15 protein-coding genes and 4 tRNA genes are annotated in these 17,880 nt (G+C 49.7%); 14 read left to right on the forward strand and 5 right to left on the reverse strand.

What is annotated here, in order from left to right:
* The first annotated feature begins 15 nt into the window (after positions 1 to 15).
* Genes glmU through pth form a run of 4 tightly spaced genes read left to right on the forward strand, consistent with a single transcriptional unit; the run spans position 16 to position 3,643 of the window.
* Positions 16 to 1,419: a bifunctional UDP-N-acetylglucosamine diphosphorylase/glucosamine-1-phosphate N-acetyltransferase GlmU gene (gene glmU / locus ACR0QV_RS05515; RefSeq protein WP_432635251.1), complete on the forward strand. Its 1,404-nt coding sequence runs from the start codon at positions 16 to 18 to the stop codon at positions 1,417 to 1,419.
* Entirely contained in the window at positions 1,412 to 2,356 is a 945-nt protein-coding gene (locus ACR0QV_RS05520; RefSeq protein WP_428053267.1) for a ribose-phosphate diphosphokinase, read from the forward strand. Before glmU ends, ACR0QV_RS05520 begins: the two co-directional genes overlap by 8 nt.
* Before the next feature lie 27 nt (positions 2,357 to 2,383).
* The gene (locus tag ACR0QV_RS05525) at positions 2,384 to 3,079 is read left to right on the forward strand and encodes a 50S ribosomal protein L25 (protein WP_432635253.1); all 696 of its coding nucleotides are present in this window, start codon (positions 2,384 to 2,386) and stop codon (positions 3,077 to 3,079) included.
* A 3-nt stretch (positions 3,080 to 3,082) separates the two neighbouring features.
* A complete protein-coding gene (gene pth / locus ACR0QV_RS05530) occupies positions 3,083 to 3,643 on the forward strand; it encodes an aminoacyl-tRNA hydrolase (RefSeq protein WP_432635255.1) in 561 nt (186 codons plus the stop codon).
* A 72-nt stretch (positions 3,644 to 3,715) separates the two neighbouring features.
* Here pth and ACR0QV_RS05535 read toward each other — a convergent pair whose 3' ends face one another.
* The 4 genes from ACR0QV_RS05535 to dapA are packed head-to-tail and all read right to left on the reverse strand — an operon-like array spanning position 3,716 to position 7,573.
* A complete protein-coding gene (locus ACR0QV_RS05535; protein ID WP_432635257.1) occupies positions 3,716 to 5,131 on the reverse strand; it encodes a UDP-N-acetylmuramate--L-alanine ligase in 1,416 nt (471 codons plus the stop codon).
* Positions 5,128 to 5,802 (reverse strand): 4-hydroxy-tetrahydrodipicolinate reductase, encoded by a 675-nt coding sequence (locus tag ACR0QV_RS05540; protein WP_432635259.1) that lies wholly within the window; start codon positions 5,800 to 5,802, stop codon positions 5,128 to 5,130. The genes ACR0QV_RS05535 and ACR0QV_RS05540 overlap by 4 nt, the downstream gene beginning before the upstream one ends.
* Positions 5,799 to 6,677, reverse strand: a complete 879-nt coding sequence (locus tag ACR0QV_RS05545) for an aspartate-semialdehyde dehydrogenase (protein WP_432635261.1) — start codon at positions 6,675 to 6,677, stop codon at positions 5,799 to 5,801. Before ACR0QV_RS05545 ends, ACR0QV_RS05540 begins: the two co-directional genes overlap by 4 nt.
* Positions 6,678 to 6,685: 8 nt before the next feature.
* A complete protein-coding gene (gene dapA, locus ACR0QV_RS05550; protein WP_432635263.1) occupies positions 6,686 to 7,573 on the reverse strand; it encodes a 4-hydroxy-tetrahydrodipicolinate synthase in 888 nt (295 codons plus the stop codon).
* Positions 7,574 to 7,671: 98 nt separating this feature from the next.
* On the opposite strand from dapA, the gene sppA reads away from it, so the two are divergent.
* From sppA to ACR0QV_RS05580, 6 genes are all read left to right on the forward strand, one after another.
* Positions 7,672 to 8,802, forward strand: a complete 1,131-nt coding sequence (sppA, locus tag ACR0QV_RS05555) for a signal peptide peptidase SppA (protein WP_432635265.1) — start codon at positions 7,672 to 7,674, stop codon at positions 8,800 to 8,802.
* Between the two features lies 1 nt (position 8,803).
* A complete protein-coding gene (locus ACR0QV_RS05560) occupies positions 8,804 to 9,367 on the forward strand; it encodes a hypothetical protein (RefSeq protein ID WP_432635267.1) in 564 nt (187 codons plus the stop codon).
* 151 nt (positions 9,368 to 9,518) lie between these two features.
* Entirely contained in the window at positions 9,519 to 10,175 is a 657-nt protein-coding gene (locus ACR0QV_RS05565; protein WP_432635269.1) for a TetR/AcrR family transcriptional regulator, read from the forward strand.
* Positions 10,176 to 10,180: 5 nt separating this feature from the next.
* Entirely contained in the window at positions 10,181 to 11,557 is a 1,377-nt protein-coding gene (locus ACR0QV_RS05570; protein ID WP_432635271.1) for a TolC family protein, read from the forward strand.
* Positions 11,541 to 12,449 (forward strand): efflux RND transporter periplasmic adaptor subunit, encoded by a 909-nt coding sequence (locus tag ACR0QV_RS05575; RefSeq protein ID WP_428053278.1) that lies wholly within the window; start codon positions 11,541 to 11,543, stop codon positions 12,447 to 12,449. Before ACR0QV_RS05570 ends, ACR0QV_RS05575 begins: the two co-directional genes overlap by 17 nt.
* A 6-nt stretch (positions 12,450 to 12,455) precedes the next feature.
* Positions 12,456 to 15,659 (forward strand): efflux RND transporter permease subunit, encoded by a 3,204-nt coding sequence (locus tag ACR0QV_RS05580; protein WP_432635273.1) that lies wholly within the window; start codon positions 12,456 to 12,458, stop codon positions 15,657 to 15,659.
* Between the two features lie 545 nt (positions 15,660 to 16,204).
* On the opposite strand, the gene ACR0QV_RS05585 is transcribed toward ACR0QV_RS05580, so the two are convergent.
* Positions 16,205 to 16,276, reverse strand: a tRNA-Cys gene (locus ACR0QV_RS05585).
* A 342-nt stretch (positions 16,277 to 16,618) separates the two neighbouring features.
* Between ACR0QV_RS05585 and ACR0QV_RS05590 the strand changes: the two genes are divergently transcribed.
* The 4 genes from ACR0QV_RS05590 to ACR0QV_RS05605 form a co-directional block, all read left to right on the forward strand.
* A tRNA-Gly gene (locus ACR0QV_RS05590) sits at positions 16,619 to 16,689 on the forward strand.
* 38 nt (positions 16,690 to 16,727) lie between these two features.
* Positions 16,728 to 16,800, forward strand: a tRNA-Thr gene (locus tag ACR0QV_RS05595).
* 43 nt (positions 16,801 to 16,843) lie between these two features.
* Positions 16,844 to 16,916, forward strand: a tRNA-Thr gene (locus ACR0QV_RS05600).
* 55 nt (positions 16,917 to 16,971) lie between these two features.
* A partial coding sequence (locus ACR0QV_RS05605) for an elongation factor Tu (RefSeq protein WP_432635275.1) occupies positions 16,972 to 17,880 on the forward strand: 909 nt, incomplete at its 3' end.

Consider the following 17,880-nt stretch of genomic DNA (forward strand, 5'->3'; position numbering starts at 1 on the left):
CAAGAGTTAAACAAAATGGTAGCCAAAAAAAATCTGTGTGTACTCATCTTGGCGGCCGGAAAGGGCACCCGGATGAAATCTCCTCTTCCCAAACCGCTTCACTTGGTTTGCGGAATCCCGATACTTGCACATATTTTAAAGGCGGCCCAGGAATTGGGTCCCGCCGCTATTGGTATTGTGGTCGGCCACGGGGCCGATGAAGTGGTTGCCGCCGTTAAGGCCGGGCTTACCGCGTGGGGCATTACCGCCCCGGTGGTGTTTATCCCGCAAACGGATTTATCCGGCTCCGCTTCCGCTGTAAAAGCCGCCGTACCTCTCTTGCAAAAATTTGAAACCGTAATGGTGTTAAACGGCGATACGCCGCTCTTAAAAGCCAAAACGCTTGCCCATATGGCCGATGTATTTGAAGGCGGCGAAATGGGGGCCTTGGTTTTGGGCGTAAATGTGCCGAACCCCACGGGGTACGGGCGCATTATCCGCGCGGAGGATGCCTCCTTTGAAAAAATCGTAGAGGAAGCCGACGCGGACGAAGACACCAAAAAGATTACCGAAATTAACAGCGGTATGTATGTTTTTAATTCCAAGGCCCTGCAAGCCGCGCTTATCCAATTAACGCCCCAAGGGCCGAAGCAGGAATACTATTTAACCGACACCCTGGCCTTGATTAAAGCGATGCAAAAGCCCGTCTTGGTCTTTGCCGGGACGGATTACCGCGAAGCGCTTGGCGTAAACAGCAAGGCGCAACTGGCCGAAGCCGAGCAGATTATGCGCGACCGCGTCGCCCAAGAGTTAATGGACGAAGGCGTAACGCTGGTCCGCCCGCACGAGGTATTTATTGACCCGGGCGTAAAAATCGGCGTGGATACGTTTATTTGCCCCGGCTGCTATATTTGCGGCAAAACGGTTATCGGCAAAAACTGCACGATTGAGGGCAACGTTTATATTAAAGATTCCATTATCGGCGACAACGTAACCCTGAAAATGGGAACGTATATTGAAGAGTCCGAAGTGGCCGAAGACTGCCAGTTGGGGCCGTATGCCCACTTGCGCCCGAAATCTGTTTTAAAGAAGGGCGCAAAGGTTGGCAATTTTTCGGAAATTAAAAAATCTGTTATTGGGGAAGGTTCCAAGGTCAACCATTTAAGTTACATCGGCGATACCCAAATGGGCGCGGGTGTGAACATTGGTGCGGGAACCATTACCTGCAATTACGACGGTAAAAATAAACATCAAACCGTCATCGGGGACCACGCTTTTGTGGGCTCCAACGTGAATTTTGTGGCGCCGGTAACGGTGCACGAATATACAAAAATCGGCGCGGGTTCAACCATAACCAAAGAGGTTCCGGCGGAATCCTTGGCTATTGCCCGCTCGCGCCAGGTTGTTCTAGAAAACAAAGGTATCAAAAAAAATGACTAAAAGCGTAAACGGCGATTTGAGAATCTTCTCCGGCAATTCCAACATTGCCCTAGCCCAAAAGATTTGCAATCACCTGAATATGGAGATGGGAAAGTTGCGCGTGGAACGTTTCGCCGACGGCGAAATTGACGTGCAGATTTTGGAAAGCGTGCGCGCGCACGACTGCTATATTATTCAGCCCACCTGCCCGCCCGTCAACGAAAACTTGATGGAACTCCTCATTATGATTGACGCGTTCAAGCGCGCCAGCGCGGGGAAAATTACCGCGGTAATCCCGTACTTCGGTTATGCCCGCGCGGACCGCAAGGCTTCGCCGCGCGTGCCGATTACGGCCAAACTGGCTTCCAATTTAATTACCAAGGCCGGGGCGGACCGCATTATGACGGTGGATTTGCACGCAGGCCAAATTCAGGGGTTCTTTGATATCCCGGTGGACCACCTGCGCGCCCGCAAAGTATTTTTGGACTATTTTAAAGATTTTGATAAAAAAGATATCGTGGTTATCTCCCCCGATGTGGGCGGCGTGGAACGCGCCCGCAAGTTTGCGGCCCGTATGGACGCGGGGTTGGTAATTATTGATAAACGCCGCCCGAAACCGAACGAAGCCGTGGTGTATAACGTCATCGGCGACGTAAAGGACAAAGTGGCGATTATTTTTGACGATATCGTGGATACGGCCGGCACGCTGACCACCGTAGCCCAAAAAATCAAAGAACGCGGCGCGCGTGAAATTTACGCCGTCTGCACGCACGGGTTGCTCTCCCGCAACGCTATGGAAAAGATTAACAAGTCCGACATTAAAAAGTTAATCATTTCCGATTCGTTGCCTATCCGCGACCTGGGCCCGAAAGTGGACGTATTGTCCGTTTCGTACTTGCTGGCGGACGCCATTAAACGCAACCACGATGGCCGCTCTATCAGCGATATGTTTAACTAAATTTTGTAAATACTTTGGAGGAAACAAATGGAAAAAGTAAATATTGCTGCCGAATCCCGCGAAGGTATCGGCGTCAAAGGGGCTCTTTCTAAAATCAGAGCCGAAAAGAAAGTACCGGCCGTAATCTACGGCGGTCATAAAGAACCTGTTAGCGTAACCGTAACCGTAAAAGATTTGGATAAAATCGTAAAAGCCGGTAAAAACACGCTGGTAGAAATCGCCTTGGGCAAAGACAATGAACTCGCCTTGGTAAAAGAAATCCAATACCACGCCGTAACCGACAACCCGATTCACGCCGATTTTCAGCGCGTTAGTATGAAGGACAAAATGGACGTTATCGTTCCGCTCAAACTGGAAGGTACGCCCGCCGATGTGGCCAACTATGGCGCTATCATTGAACACATTATGCGCGAAATTGAAGTCCGCGCCTTGGTAAGCGCTATCCCGCACGAAATCGTGCTTGATATTACGCCTATGACCATCAACAAGGGTATTGTTGCGGGCGAAGTAAAATTGCCGGAAGGCGTTGAACTGTTGACCGATCCGGAAGCCCCGGTCGTGCACTTGATGATTCCGAAAGAAGAAGAAGCCCCTGCTCCTGTGGCGGCCGATGCCGCTGCTGCACAGCCGGAAAGTTCTTCTACCAAGGGCAAAAAGGACGAAGAAGGCAACCTCACCAAGAACGCTGCCGCCGCCCCCGCCAAGGACGCTGCGAAGAAATAACCTATGCAATACCTCCTGGCCGGGCTGGGCAACCCTGGAACCCAATACGAGCATACGCGGCACAACGCCGGATTTATGGTGTTGGACCACGCCGCACGCCAATGGGGCGCCGAGTGGAAAGCCTGGCAGAATCTGGGAGTGTATGCCAAGGTCTCCGTGGCCGGGTGCGAGGTCTTTCTCCTCAAACCATCCACTTATATGAACGAATCGGGTCGGGCTGTATCCAGCCTGGCCCGGTTCTACAAAATTCCGCCGCAAAATTGCCTGGTCTGCTTTGACGATGTGTCGCTCAATGTGGGCAAATTGCGTATCCGCAAAAACGGCTCTGCGGGCGGACAGAAGGGTATGAAGAGCGTGATTGAGCAGTTGGGCACGCAGGAGATTGCCCGTCTGCGCGTGGGCATTGGGCCAAAGCCCGAAAAATTTGATTTGGCCAATTTTGTGCTGTCTAATTTTCCCAAGGCGGATGCGCCTTTATTGGAAGAAGCGTTAAACCACGCGGTGGATGCGCTGGAAATATTTTTTAAAGACGGTATAGAAAAAGCGATGAACCGCTTTAATTAAATTAGATTTGTTTAGATAAAAAACCGCCCCGGAGCATTTCTACTTCGGGGCGGTTCTTATATTACGGCAAGGTTATTTGGTGTAGGCCATACAGCAGTTGCCCAACATACAGGACTTGCACGGGGCCGCGGGCTGACGCTCCTTTAAAGAGGCCAACAACTTGCGGGCAAAGTCCGTCAGGGTGGGGTCGCGCGCGCCTAACACCAGCAAAATATCGCCCGGTTGGGCCGCGCCTGCCATTTCCTGCAAAATGCGTTCGCGGCAGTCGTCGTAACTTACGTTAGTGCCGCGCGCCTTTAAGCCCTCAAAAATCGTCCGGCAGGAAACGCCCTGCGGCACCGTTCCGCCCGGATAATATACCTCGGTCAGCCACAGGTGGTCGTTGGGGCCGATGTGCTTGGCGAAACTATCCACAAAGTCCGCCGCCAGCATTTTGATAGAGGTAAAGGCGTGGGGCTGGTAAAAGGCCAATACGCGCTTGCCGCGCAGGTGCGCCGCTTCAATGGTGGCGGCCAGTTTGTGCGGGTTGTGGGCGAAATCGTCCACTACTTCAATTTTGTTGTAACTGCCCACGCTTGCAAAGCGGCGGGCAATCCCGGCGAATTTGTTTAACGCCTTGGCGCAGGTTTCCAAATCTACGCCCATTTGCAGGGCCGCGGCCACGGCGGCGGTGGCGTTGCACACGTTGTGCAGGCCCGGGATATGCAGGCGGAAGGGCTGCCCTTGAATTGTAAAGTCGGAGCCGAAGCCGTCCACCTTAATTTCACTCGGGTGCACATCGCCCATAGAAAGCCCGAAGGTCTTGGCTTGCGGGGCCAGCACGCGCAGGTTTTCTTCCTCGGCGTTAATAATGGCGGTTTTGCAGTGGGAGATAAACTCTTTAAAATACCCCTGTAAAATGTTGATTTCCTTGTGGTCCTTTTGCAAATTGAGGCACAGGCCCAAGTGGGGGTGGTATTTAACAATAGAACCGTCGCTTTCGTCGGCCTCAATAATCAAAATATCGCTCTCGCCTTTATAGACGTTGCCGAAGACGCCCTGTTCCTTTTGCAAGGACAAAATAGACGCCCCCGTGATGACGGACGGGCTTAACCCCGCAAAGGCCAAAATATCATAGACCATAGCGGTAGTGGTGCTTTTGCCGCTGGTGCCGGAGACGGCAATCGTGCGGTGTTCGGCCACGTGCTTGGCCAGCAGTTCCGAGCGGTGCATTGTGGGGATGCCCAAGGCCTTGGCCTTGATAAGTTCGGGGTTGGAATCCTCAATAGCCGAAGATAAAATAACCAAGTCGGTTTTGTGGTCAATGCCGCTGCCGTCCTGCGGGAAGAGTTGGATGCCCAACTTTTTAAGATATCCCCACAGGGCCATATCGGTATAACCTTTGCTGATTAAACGGTCGGACCCGGTTACCTGGTCCTTACCCATTGCGTGCAGTTGCGCCAAAGCGCTCATCCCTACGCCGCCAATACCTACGAAGTGAATTTTCATTTGCGTTTTTCCTTCAATTTAAATTTTGCATAGTCCGACATTGTGTAAAATCCGCTCTCGCGCTTCATCAGCCACAGGGCAACCTGTATAGCAGACGCGGCGAACAAGTCCCGGTTTTTGGCCGTGTGCGTGAGCGTAATTTCATCAAAAGGGGAAACAAACTTAGCCGTGTGCGTGCCAACCGTTTCGCCAATCCGTTCGTAAGTAACGGCGGAGTAGGGCAGGCCAATCGTATCGGCCAAGGTTTTTGCGGTGCCGCTGGGGGCATCCTTTTTGTGGATATGGTGTATTTCGTGCAAGGCGGCCGCATATTGCGGGAACATCTTGCCTGCCATCCGCACCAGTTCCGTAAAGAAATACACGCTTAAACTGACGTTTGGCGCGTAAAAAACGGGTATTTTTTCCTCTGCCTGCATTTGGAACAAAAAGGTTTCCGGCAAGTTGGTTGTACCCGTTAAAAAGGGGCGGCGGTGCTTGTGCGCAATCGTAAAGGCTTCCTGCGCGCCTTGCGGGGTGGAAAAGTCTATTACGATGTCAAAATCGCCGAGGACCTTTTGCCCGCTTTCGCGTTTTATGGCTACGGTTAGCCCCCATTGGGGGTTGGCTTCAATCAGGCGGGCAATGGCCTTGCCCATTTTGCCTTCCGCTCCGTTTAATAAAACTTTCTTCATACAAAACGCTCCAATAATAGTTCTGTAATTTGGCGGCCGTTCATCGCGGCCCCCTTTAATAAATTATCAAAGGTTATAAAATAGTGGATTACGTTGAGCTCCTCTACATCTTGGCGCAAGCGGCAAATGTAGGTGGTTTCCTGGCCGCTGGCTTCCTTGGGCGTAATAACGCTTTCGCTATATGCTAAATTGGGAAATGCGTTCCACCATTTTTTTACTTGGGCGAGGTCAAAGGGTTCCTTGGCCTTGACGGTAACACCCAGCGAGTGGGAGTTCTCTACGGACACGCGCACCGTGTGGCAATACACCTTTAAAGTGGGTAAGCCCAAAATCTTACGCGCTTCGTACAAGCCCTTTAATTCCTCGGACGTGTGCCCGTTGGGTTGCACGGAGCCGATAAGCGGCACGCAGTTGTTGGCATAATACGAGCCCGGGGTGTGGAAATCGTCCAACAGTTTTTTGCCCCCGCCGCTAATGGCCTGATAGGAGCAAAAAAAGACTTCTTCAAACTGATAAAACGGTTTAAGCGGGGCCAAACTCATCACAAGCCCGGTAGTCGTGCAGTTGGGGCTTGCGATTAAGCGGGTGTTTGCCGTAATGTCCTGCGGGTTAATTTCCGGGATGACAAGCGGCACGCCCGGCGTCATACGGAACTCGGACGACATATCCACCGTATATTTTACGCGGTCCTTAATTTTGGGGGCCAGTTCTTTGCTAACCGGGTTATCCGTACACAAAATAGCAATGTCCAGGGGCGTGATTTCGTCCGTGCGCCCAAAGGTTTTAAGTGCAAAGGGTGTTTTAATCTTTTTGAGTTCGGCGAGCATCTTCTGCCCTACCATCCCGTTAATGCCGATGATTCCAACGGTTTTCATAAAAATCCTTATTTAATAAATAAATTTTTGTCAGCCGCTTGCAACAAACGGTCTATTTTTTGCTTGTTTTCGGCGGAAATTTCCCCCAGCGGCAAGCGTACCGCTTCCGTACCGAACCCGATTTTGGAAAGCATATACTTTACGCAGGTGGGGTTCGTTTCCAAATAGCAGGCCTTGATAAGCGGGTACAGTTGCGCAAACAGGGCAAAGGCTTCCTTGGACTGGCCCGCTTGGAAGCGTTTGTAAATTTGTACAAAGGCGGGCGCAAACACATTGGCCGCCGCGCTGATAATGCCCGCGGCGTTAAGGGCCAAATACTGCGGGAATAAATCGTCGTTTCCACACAGATAACTTAACTTGCTGCTATATTTTACGGCGGTATCGGTAACGTGTGCCATATCATAGTCGGATTCTTTTACCCCTGCAATTTGCGGCACTTCATTTAGTAATCTGTCCAATGTTTCGGCAGAAAGTTTTAAACCTGTTCTTCCGGGAATATGGTATAAAATAACCGGCACTCCCAAAGCCGCCGCTTGTTTATAATGGGCAACCAGCCCGTTTGGATTGGGTTTATTGTAATACGGCGTAACGATTAAAACCCCGTCCGGGTCAAACGCAAGTGCGGCACGGGTGTTTTGTAAAGTAGAAATGGTATCGTTCGTGCCTGTGCCGATAATTATTTTGGCGCGGCCTTTTATGCGAGGGGTGCAAAAACGTAAGATTTCGGTCTTTTCCTCGGCTGACAAAGTAGCGGCTTCGGCGGTAGTGCCTAACAATACAAAGCCTTCTATCCGGGCGGCCAGTTGCGCCTGAATTAAACGCTCTAAAACGGGATAATCCACTTGGCCCTGCTTCGTAAAAGGGGTGGCAAGTGCGGTGTAAACTCCGGTAAACATAACTCCTCCTGAATATGTTTTGCGCGCAAGAAGAACTGCCCATATTTTAGCAATTTAATTTGTATAATTAAGTAACAATTTTAATGAAAGGATATTTTATGCCAGAAAACGATAAAACAAACCAAACCAATACGGATATCAGCCTTCCCAAAGAAGAGTGGGAAAAGAAGTTGTTAGAAAACGAAAAAACGGCCTTCACGGAGTTTCCGCTCCCGCAAGACCCTAACGAAAAAAAGCCCGCAGACAAACACGCCGTACACGGCATTTGGGCCGCGCTGTTGCTGGCCGTTTTTGCCGTTTCTGCGGTATGCGGGGTGTATTTAACGGTTAGGCCTGTGGCTAAATGTGCTCCTGCCAAAACGGCCGAGAAGGAGGATAACACTTCCAAACTGGCGGCGGCATTTGTACGGTCCAAAGGGGAAAAGGGAATTGCCTGGATTAAGGTCCGCGGTGTGATTGCGCAGGATAATAATTCCTCTGCGTTTTCCCGTCCGTCAGGGGCATCGTCTATCGCTAAAAAAATCCGCGAAGCGGGGCGCGATGAAAACGTCCAAGCCATTGTGCTGGATATCAATTCTCCCGGCGGAACGGTGGCTTCCGTTCAAAATATTTACAGCGAAATTTTAAAAGCCAAAGAGAAAAAGAAAGTTGTAGCCTTGTTCCGGGATGTGGCGGCAAGCGGCGGCTTTTATATTGCTATGGCGGCGGATAAAATCGTGGCGGAGCCCGGCACGATTACCGGTTCGGTGGGAGTGATTATGCAAACGAGCAATGTAGAAGGTTTGTTTGATAAAATCGGCGTAAAAGTTACCCCGATTACTTCCGGTAAATATAAGGATATGGGGTCCGCTTTCCGCCCGATGAGTGATGCCGAAAAAGCCATTTTGCAGGATATGGTAAACGATACTTATACGCAGTTTTTTGCGGCCGTAAAAGCAGGACGGCCCAATGTAAAACCCGAAGATTTGGCCGAATATACCGACGGGCGCGTATTTACAGGCCAGCGTGCGTATAAATTGGGCTTTGTGGATAAATTGGGCGGCGAGGAAGAGGCCCGTTTGTTGGCGGGCGAACTGGCCGGGATAAAAGACCCTAAGGTGATTGCTTCCCGCCCGGATGGATTGCGGGAACTGATTTTCTCGTTCGGTTCGTCTATGGAAAACCAAACACTTGCCAAACAGTTGCAAACGCTGGCGACACCGAGCGTATCCTATTTGTGGGTGAACTAATATGAATTTACTTAAATCGTATTTTAAGTATATGGACGACCCCTCCGGCGCGATTACGCAACTGGCTGCGGAGCGCTCTCTTTCCCGCGCGTGTATGGGTTATTTTGCGGCCACGTTAGGTTGGGTGTTGTTCTTTAACATTGGCGACGGCATTAGCCCGGTGGCCTTGCTGTTAAAATTATTTGTGGTGTTTATTGCCGAACTGACAGCGGGTTATTTTATTGCGTCCCTGTGCGGGTTATTTTTGGATTTTAAACATATCAAATCCTCTCCTGCCGAGTTGTTTGTGCTGGTTGGTTCTGCCGGATTTATTAAAGGCTTACTCGTGGCTTTTGCCCTGATTTCCGCCGCTTGGCCCGGCGCCGGGCTGGGCTTGCTCGCGCCGTTTGCCCTGCTTTTGGTATTGGGGCTTCAACTGGGCTATTTAACGCGCTCATTAATGCGCCTGTGCGGAGTCAGCGCGGCCCAAGCGTTGACGGCTTGGCTGTTCGGCTTTGTCCCCGCGTTGGTGGCGGTGGTTTTGCTCGGCGTGTTTTTTGTGTGGGGCGTTGCCCTGCTGTTTTAAAAAGGATATTTGTTGCGTCCTCCCCGGTTTTTGCCGGGGCATTGTTATTTTATATGAAATATTTTAGGCCTTGCCTGTGTTTGCATATGTACAGGGATTAGCAATATTTGGTAAAATATTACCGACCGGTAAGTAAAATTATTTTAAGCATATGAAAAAACAAGAAACCGAAAAAACAGATAAATCCGAACGGGAAAACCGTATGCGTGCGGCCATTAAACAGGCGGCGTTCCACCTAATGGCGGAAAAGGGTTTAGACAAAGTGTCTATGCGCGAAATTGCCGAAAAGGTAAACGTAACCAAGCCTGTGCTTTATTATTACTTTAAAAATAAAGAAGATTTGTGCCTCAGCATTATAGAGGACCACGAGCAACTGTTCAGCAAACTGTTGGACCGTGTGTCCGAGCACGCCAGCGGCCCGGCGGAAATATTAAACGAAGGGTTAAAATCCCACTTGGATTTTTTTGCCAAGGACCCGATTCACTCCAAGTTTGTCTTGCAGATGATTTCTTATACCTTGGATGTGGATTCCGAACAACTCCCGCCTAAGGAAAAGCCTTGCGTGCAGGATATATTGGCTGAAACCTTAACGCGGGAAGAGCAAAAGGGCAAACTCCCGGCTGGCAGTGTGGCGGATATTGTCCGCTTGGTGTCGGGCATTTCGGCGGAGATTATGTTTAGCGCGTATTTAACGCAGCATATCAATCCTGCTGCCTACCGCGGGGGTGCTTTTAATAAAGACACCATAGAACGGTTGGTAAAAATCATTTTACTTGGTATTCAAGCATACTATAAGGAAACAAAATAAAACATATGAAAAAATGGGTAATACTCGCGCTTATGGCAGCATATGCGCCTGCGTGCCTGGGGGCTGCTCCGGGCAAAGCGGCAAACAGTTTGTTTGCCGAACGTGAAGAGGTAGGGGGGGAGAAAATCACCATTTCCGACGCGATTCGGATGGCGCTCTCGGACAGTTACCAAATCATTGATGCGCAAAAGACGAAGGAAATCTACGAAGAGCAACTCTCGCAGTCGCGTTCTAGTTACTATCCTTCTTTGTCTTTGGACGGTTCGTATAGCCGTGCGCTTAAAAAGGGCAAGATTATTATGGGCGACCAAAGCATTGAAATCGGCCAGAATAATACTTACCAAGCCGGCTTAAACGCCTCTTATGTGCTGTGGTCGGGTGGGCAAATCCGCAACTCGGTCAATTTGGCCAAAGTAGGCGCGGAACAAGGGCTTTTTAACTTGCGCCACGTGCAAGATACCGTTACCAAGCAGGTTGTGGGCTTTTGCTACGACATTATTTATGCCGCCGCTTTAATCCGCGTGCAAGAGGAATATTTGGATATTGCCAAACAGCACCTGGACGAAGCCCAAGCCAAATACAAACAGGGCCTTGCCAGCAGTTTGGACGTGCTGACCCAAAAGGTAAAGGTGGAAAACATTGAACCTACGGTCTTGCAGGCCAAAAAGAACTTTGAACTGGGCAACCTGTATTTGCGCCAAATTCTAAACCGCGACCCGGAAGACCGCATTTATTTAACCTGGACGCAAAAGGATTTAGAGTTGCCTCAAACGCCGTCCTTGGATGAGTTATATAACTTGGCGATGGAAAAGCGCCCGGAATTAAAACTCTCCAAATTGGCTGTGGACGCGGCGCATTACAACATTAAAATTGCGCGTGCGGGCCATATGCCGGTGCTTGCGTTAAACGGCAACTATACCTATAACGGTGTAACCGAAAACGGTTTTCCTCAGCACAAAAAAGACTATTATTGGACGAGTTCCGCTGGCGTAACGCTGAGTATTCCGCTGTTTGAGGGGTTTAAAGTATCCTCGCAAGTGGCACAAAAGGAACTTGCCTACGAACAGGCGGTGGCGGCGTACCAAAACAAAATGAAAAATGTACGCATCCAAGTAAAAGAAGCGTGGCTGAATTTGGAAGAAGCCCGCTCCCGCATTGAGGCCACCAAAGGCGTAGTGGAACAGGCTCGGGAAAACTTGAACTCGCAAATGAAGCGTTACCGCGCGGGTCTTACGAGCCAGTTGGAAGTAAATGACGCTATTTCCAACGTGAACGATTCCGACTTGCAATATGTGCAGGCCGTGTATGACGGGGCGATTGCCCTTTCCGATTTGAAATTCGCCGTAGGTGTAGAGGTAAATTTGTATGAAAAGAAGAACTAAAAGAAGAATTATATGGGGGGTAGTGGCCCTGGCTTTTATTTTGGCCTTGGTGGTCATTTTTAAACCCAAAACGTCCGGCCCGTTAGACGGTGTGGCTAAGGATGTTTTCTTGGTGAAACAAGAAACCGTGCAAAAACGCACCTTGAAACACGAACTGTTAATGTCCGGCAGTATCAAGGCGTTGGAAGAAGCAACGCTCTTCCCGCGTGTGAACGGCAAATTGCTTAAAAACGTTTTGCGCGAAGGCGACTCGGTCAAAAAGAACCAGACGGTTTCTTTAATTGAGCGCGACGAAGTCGGCGCCGTGTATGAGCCGGTGGTTGTGCCGTCCACCATTACGGGTGTAGTCGGCCGCGTGTATTTGGACCCGGGTGCCAACGTAACGGTTTCTACGCCGATTGCCTTGGTGGTAAACCAGGAAAAAGTGCGCGTAGCGGTGGATATCCCGGAACGCTACATTGGCGAAATTTACAAAGGCCAACCCGCCACCTTGCGCGTGGATGCGTTGCCTGGCAAAGAATTTGAAGCCAAACTGACGATTATCAGCCCGGTGGTGGATTCCACCAGCCGCGCGGTAGCCGTGGAATTTTACGCCGATAACACCAAAGGCTTGTTGAAATCGGGTATGTTTGCCAAAGTGGATATTACGTTGTCCGAAAAAGCGAACGCCGTTTCTGTTTCCAAACAGAGCGTTTACACGGACGAAGAAACGAACGAAACGTACGTGTTTGTTCCGTCCGCTGACGGCAAAACCGCCGTACGCAGAAACGTAAAGACGGGCTTTATCAATAGCAACCACTTGGAAGTGAGCGAAGGCCTTTCCGTGGGTGAACAGGTGCTTACGTTTACCTATGGGTTGAAAGACGGCAGCAAAATTGAATTGGAAAAATAATTAAGTATGGCTGAAAACAACGACAATTTACAAGCGTCCAAAACGCTGGAAAAGGAGAAAATGAAGAAAGGCGGTTTTACCGCCGTCTTCATCCGCCGCCCAGTAGCCACTATTATGATGTGCTTGGCTATTGTGGTCATCGGGTTAATGTCCTATTCCAGTATGGGCGTAGGTATGTTCCCGAACGTGGACGTACCGTATGTGCTGGTGCAGACCACCTTGGCCGGTGCCAGCCCGGAAGAAATTGAAACTTCCGTTACCAAGATTATTGAAGAATCCGTCAACCAGGTGGAAGGGATTGATGAAATCAAATCCCAGAGTATGGAAGGCGCCTCTTTGGTAAGCATTAAGTTCTTAATGGATAAAGACGGCGACGTGGCCGCCCAGGAAGTGCGCGATAAAGTGGAACTCATTAAAAACGACCTTCCGGACGGAACCGAAGCCCCCGTGGTGCAAAAGTTGGATATGGACTCCATTGCCGTATTAAACGTAGTTGTATCCGGCGACCGCGACATTGTAGAACTGACGGAAATTGCTAAAAAGAAGGTAAAAGAAAACATTGAAAACATCCGTGGCGTAGGTGCCGTGAACATTGTAGGGGGTCGCGAACGCGAAATCCATATTACGGTAAACCCGCTTAAACTGTTTTCTTTGAACTTGCCTATTAGCGACGTTTCCGCCGCGTTGGCCGACCAGAACGTAGAAATCCCGGGCGGCCGCGTGGAACAGCAGCACCAGGAATTTACGCTGCGTATTTTGGGCCGTATCCCGGATGTGCCGTCCTTTAACGATATTTTTATTGCCAACCGCAACGGTGCTTCCATTAAAATTGCCGATATCGGCTATGCCGAAGACTCCGGCGAATACGAACGCGAATCCACGTTCTTAAACAAACGCCGTGCCGTAACCTTGGAAATCACCAAGCAGTCCGGCACCAACACCTTGGCCGTCGTGCAGGGTGTAAAAGATAAATTGGAAAAAATTAAACCCACGCTCCCGGCGGATATTTCCATTTCCTTAATGATGGACCAGTCCGGCAACATCCGCGCTTCCGTACACAGCGTGTTGGAACACATTGTTCTGGGCGGTATTTTAGCCGGTATTATGGTGTTCTTCTTTATGGGCTCTTTGCGCTCTACGTTCATTTCGTTCTTGGCTATGCCGATTTCTATTATCGGTTCGTTCATCTTTATGAATATGGCCGGGTTTACGATTGATACGATGACGCTCTTGGGCTTACTGGTAGCCGTAGGTATCGTAATTGACGACGCTATCGTAATGTTGGAAAACATCTTCCGCCATATGGAAAAGTACGGCAAAAGCCCGAAAGTGGCGGCTGTGGACGGTTCGCACGAAATCACCTCTACCGTAGTAGCGACGACGCTGTCTATTTTGGTAATCTTCTTGCCGCTTGCGTATATGGACGGCATCGTAGGCCGCGTGGTAAGCAGTTACGGTATGACGGTAGTATTTGCTATCGCGCTCTCTGGTGTGGTGGCCTTGACGCTGACGCCTATGCTCTGCGCCAAGATGTTAAAGCAGGAAAAGAAAACGAAACTGGATAACTTTGTTGACGGTGTAAATAAAAAATTAGTGGATTGGTATATCCCGCTTTTGGATTGGTCTATCCACCACCGCAAAATTATGGTTTCCTTGGCGTGCTTGTGCTTGGTGTTGTTGGTGCCGATGTTGGCACGCGTGGGCGGCGAGTTTATGCCTACGGACGACAGCGGTAAAGTACAGGTCAGCATTGAAGCCCCGGTGGGCACCAGTTACACCGATACGCAGGATATCTTAAAGCAAATTGAAAAGGATATCCGCCGCTTGCCACACGTGAAAGATACCTTGGTTGCGGCGGGTGTATCTTCCAGCAGTTTCGTGTCCTCTAACCCTTCCAACAAGGGGTATATCCGCGTGGAATTGGACGGACGCAAAGAACGCGGCGGCGTAACGACCAAGGAATATTTGAACGCTATCCGCGAAATGATGAAGAAATACAAAGGGTTGAAGAGCAACTCTTATGTAGTCAGCGAAACGCCGTCCTCCGGCTCGTACGAATTGGAATTCGTTATCTCCGGCCCGGATATCAATAAGTTGAGCGAATACAGCCAGGCAATGGTACAGCAGTTGTCCAAGGACCCGCGCTTTATTGACGTGGATACTTCGCTGGACTTGTCCAAGCCGGAATACCGCGTAGTCATTAACCGCGAAAAAGCGCAGAACTTGGGCGTTAAGATTTCGTCCATCGCTTCCGCGTTGCGCACAATGGTAGGCGGCGAAGACGATATTACCAAATACAAGGAAGGCGACGATCTGTATGACGTGCGTATCCGCGTGGCCGAAGAATACCGCGACACCAAAGAAGCCATTTCCGCTTTGATGGTTCCCGGCAAAATTAATGGCAAAGATACGATTCAGCGTTTGGATAGCGTTGCCTATATTGAAGAAGGCACGGGCCCCAGCCAAATTGACCGCCAGAACCGCCAGCGCCAAGTAACCGTGCAGGCCAACCTGAACGGTATTGATACGCGTTCCGCCTTGGCGATTATGAACGATATCTTCCACCGCTTGAACGCAGGCGCGGAATATTCGGGCGGTGTAACGGGTATGTCCGAAGAAATGACTAAGATGTTCTCTTCGTTCTTACTAGCGTTCGTCTTGGCGTTCTTCTTTAAATATATGATTTTGGCCGCGCAGTTTGAAAGTTATACGCACCCGGTGGCGATTATTGTTTCCTTGCCGCTTACGCTGCCGTTTGCGGTGCTGTCCCTGTTCTTAACGGGGCAGTCGCTTAACTTATACAGTTTGTTGGGTATCTTTATGTTAATCGGCGTAGTCAGTAAGAACGCTATTTTGCAGACCGATTACACCAACCAACTGCGCGCCCGCGGCTATGGCCGTACGGACGCTATCTTGCAGGCCAACCGCGTGCGCTTGCGCCCGATCTTGATGACGACGCTCACCTTGATTATGGGTGTGGCCCCGATGATTTTCTCCAACGGCGAAGGCGCCGACCAGCGCCGCAGTTTGGCGATTGTTATCGTGGGTGGGCAGGCGCTCTCGCTGCTCGTTACGCTGTTGATGACCCCGGTTACCTATATTTTAATGGACGAACTGGGCGATTGGTTCAACTATACTTTTAAGGGGATTCCTTATCCGGAAGATAAGAGCAAAGCAGAAATTTTGCCCGAAGTGCCGGAAGAAGATTAATCCTTACAGGAAAACAGCCAACCCCCGCTTACTAACCCTAAGCGGGGGCTTTTTATTCTTTTTCTCGTGGGAGAAAAAGAACCAAAAAGACCAGCGGGTCAGTGCCCATAAAAGGCAGTAACGGCGGGTATTTTTACAACTCGCTACGCTCAAACAAGTAAAAATACTTCTCCGCCTTATACGCCTTTTATAGTCGGGCTAAGACCCGCAAAAAACGACCAAAAATTGAAGTTTTATTTGGCAAACATTTTGGAAGAAGTTCTATTTGTTTAGTGTGGAGAAAGTGAAAAGCCCTTGATATTTTTGCTGTTTAGGCCGCCCTTACATTGCTGATAAAAAGCGAGTGGAACAGGATAATATTTTGATTTGTTTGAGCCCGGTAGGGCGAGTTATCAAAATATCCGTTCCGCTCTGCTTTTTATAACGTGTTGGGCGGCGAGTTTTTTGTTACTTTTTTCCGATGAAAAAAGTAAGAATAAAAAAGAAAACTATTTTTTGGCAAAAAATAACCCTGCGTTATCTTTAAACGCAGGGTTCAAATCATAAGGTGCGGGCGGGAATCGAACCCGCGAATATGAGTTTTGCAGACTCACGCCTTACCACTTGGCCACCGCACCGTAACAAATCGGTAAGACCTAATTATTATAGCAAAAAATTTTAAATTTAGGAAGTAAAAATAAAAAAGTATAAAATTGGGCCTTGATTTTTTACGCTTCCCCGCTATACTAGCCATATGGGAGTGCCACTATCGCCCGTTTTTGGGTACGCCTCTTGTAGGGGACAAGGCCTCCCACCGTTTTTTAGCCCGGCCCGAGCGGCCGGGTTTTTCTATTGCTAAATATATTTCTTTTTTGTATAATAAAACAAAGGCTCCCGATTGGGGGCCGTTTTTCGCGGGGTTTTTGACTAAAACCCTTTTGTAATTGTATATTTTTTGATATAATAAAGTAATGCCTTGCGCGGGCGTAGTGCAATGGTAGAACACTAGCCTTCCAAGCTTGATACGTGGGTTCGATTCCCATCGCCCGCTTGGCAAGGATAAAAAGCCTGCAAAGGCCAGCATAAAATGCTGGGGTAGCTCAGTCGGTAGAGCATCTCCATGGTAAGGAGAAGGTCGTGGGTTCGATTCCCACTCCCAGCTTATAGATTTGGCAGTACCGCCCAAATTCGGGCGAGGACGTAATGCTGGGGTAGCTCAGTCGGTAGAGCATCTCCATGGTAAGGAGAAGGTCGTGGGTTCGATTCCCACTCCCAGCTTGTTTTGACAAACTAAACAAAGCAGTAAAAATTAACAACAGGAGAACTAAACACAATGGCAAAGGAAAAATTTTCCCGCAGCAAACCGCACGTGAACGTGGGTACGATTGGACACGTGGACCACGGTAAGACGACGCTCACGACGGCAATTACGAAAGTATTGTCCAAAGAAGGCAAAGCCAAAGCGATGGCTTACAGCGATATTGCGAAGGGCGGTGTAGTGCGCGACGCTTCCAAAATCGTAACGGTAGCGGTATCTCACGTAGAATACGAAACGGACAAGAGACACTACGCTCACATTGACTGCCCCGGCCACGCTGACTATATTAAGAATATGATCACGGGTGCGGCGCAGATGGACGGCGCTATCTTGGTGGTATCCGCTGTTGACGGCCCGATGCCGCAGACCCGCGAACACGTATTGTTGGCCAAACAGGTAAACGTACCGAAATTGGTCGTGTTCTTGAACAAAGTAGATTTGGTAGATGACCCGGAAATGTTGGATTTGGTAGAAGAAGAAATCCGCGACTTGCTGGGCAAATATGAATTTGACCGCGATAATACGCCGATCGTGCGCGGTTCCGCTTTGAAAGCCATTGAAGGCGACCAGAGCGAATTGGGTGAACCCTCTATCCACCGCTTGATGGACGCTTTGGATAGTTGGATTCCTGAACCGAAACGCGATACGGATAAACCGTTCTTGATGGCTGTGGAAGACGTATTCTCTATTACTGGCCGCGGTACGGTAGCGACCGGTAGAATTGAACGCGGTAAGGTACACGTGGGTGATCCGTTGGAAATCATCGGTTTCCGCGACACTTTGAACACGGTAGCGACCGGTATTGAAATGTTCCGCAAACTCTTGGACGAAGGTATCGCTGGCGACAACGTAGGTATTTTGTTGCGCGGTATTGACAAGAACCAAGTGGAAAGAGGTCAAGTATTGGCTGCTCCTAAGACGGTA

It is taken from the genome of Candidatus Avelusimicrobium sp. (assembly GCF_050873505.1).
Lineage (GTDB): Bacteria > Elusimicrobiota > Elusimicrobia > Elusimicrobiales > Elusimicrobiaceae > Avelusimicrobium.

Coding starts and splice junctions, on each gene's coding strand:
- ACR0QV_RS05565 (WP_432635269.1), top strand. CDS start 9,519: ATGAAAAAACAAGAAACCGAAAAAACAGATAAATCCGAACGGGAAAAC.
- ACR0QV_RS05570 (WP_432635271.1), top strand. CDS start 10,181: ATGAAAAAATGGGTAATACTCGCGCTTATGGCAGCATATGCGCCTGCG.
- dapA (WP_432635263.1), bottom strand. CDS start 7,573: ATGTTTACCGGAGTTTACACCGCACTTGCCACCCCTTTTACGAAGCAG.
- ACR0QV_RS05525 (WP_432635253.1), top strand. CDS start 2,384: ATGGAAAAAGTAAATATTGCTGCCGAATCCCGCGAAGGTATCGGCGTC.
- glmU (WP_432635251.1), top strand. CDS start 16: ATGGTAGCCAAAAAAAATCTGTGTGTACTCATCTTGGCGGCCGGAAAG.
- ACR0QV_RS05540 (WP_432635259.1), bottom strand. CDS start 5,802: ATGAAGAAAGTTTTATTAAACGGAGCGGAAGGCAAAATGGGCAAGGCC.
- ACR0QV_RS05575 (WP_428053278.1), top strand. CDS start 11,541: ATGAAAAGAAGAACTAAAAGAAGAATTATATGGGGGGTAGTGGCCCTG.
- ACR0QV_RS05520 (WP_428053267.1), top strand. CDS start 1,412: ATGACTAAAAGCGTAAACGGCGATTTGAGAATCTTCTCCGGCAATTCC.
- sppA (WP_432635265.1), top strand. CDS start 7,672: ATGCCAGAAAACGATAAAACAAACCAAACCAATACGGATATCAGCCTT.
- ACR0QV_RS05560 (WP_432635267.1), top strand. CDS start 8,804: ATGAATTTACTTAAATCGTATTTTAAGTATATGGACGACCCCTCCGGC.
- ACR0QV_RS05535 (WP_432635257.1), bottom strand. CDS start 5,131: ATGAAAATTCACTTCGTAGGTATTGGCGGCGTAGGGATGAGCGCTTTG.
- ACR0QV_RS05545 (WP_432635261.1), bottom strand. CDS start 6,677: ATGAAAACCGTTGGAATCATCGGCATTAACGGGATGGTAGGGCAGAAG.
- ACR0QV_RS05580 (WP_432635273.1), top strand. CDS start 12,456: ATGGCTGAAAACAACGACAATTTACAAGCGTCCAAAACGCTGGAAAAG.
- pth (WP_432635255.1), top strand. CDS start 3,083: ATGCAATACCTCCTGGCCGGGCTGGGCAACCCTGGAACCCAATACGAG.